The 497-nt window shown below is 53.6% G+C and carries 1 pseudogene; it reads right to left on the bottom strand.

Annotated elements, in window-relative coordinates:
• Positions 1-130: 130 nt before the first annotated feature.
• Positions 131-497: pseudogene (locus FDX22_RS27730) on the bottom strand (hypothetical protein); the annotation flags it as partial.

The following is a 497-nucleotide window of genomic DNA, read 5'->3' on the forward strand; positions in this document are numbered from 1 at the left end:
AAAAGCGCCAATGCGCACACTGGTTTTCATCATCGTGCTCTCCGTTGATTTGCGGGTTGTGGTACGACCAGTTAAGCCGCCCATTTTTCAGCGTAGTCAACGTGGGCAAAAGCGCCAGTAAAAACGTGCGTTATCCTGTAAAGAGTTTGCCATCCCGGACAAGATCGCGTGGATAGCTGTTCTTCAACCGTGAACCAATCCGTTTTGCCAGCCCAATCGGCTGGTGCTGGAAGGTGACCAGCACGTCGTCGCTGGCAGGCGCGGTCTGCGGGTAGACATCTCTGCCGCGATACCACTCTTCTGCTTCTTCAAGGTTCAGTTCGAACGCGTTGCGGTGATGTGGGTTGGCGAGAGCGATGACGGCCTCATGTTGCCAGCGGTACCCTTTATTNGCGATAACTGCCTCATGCTGCCAGCGGTAACCCTTATTGTGGGTTTCAGCGAGTTTAATCCCGAGGCGGGAAAAACGGACTTTACCAATCAGCGGTTCAATGTCT

This window comes from Citrobacter sp. TBCS-14, from assembly GCF_005280805.1.
Lineage (GTDB): Bacteria > Pseudomonadota > Gammaproteobacteria > Enterobacterales > Enterobacteriaceae > Citrobacter > Citrobacter gillenii.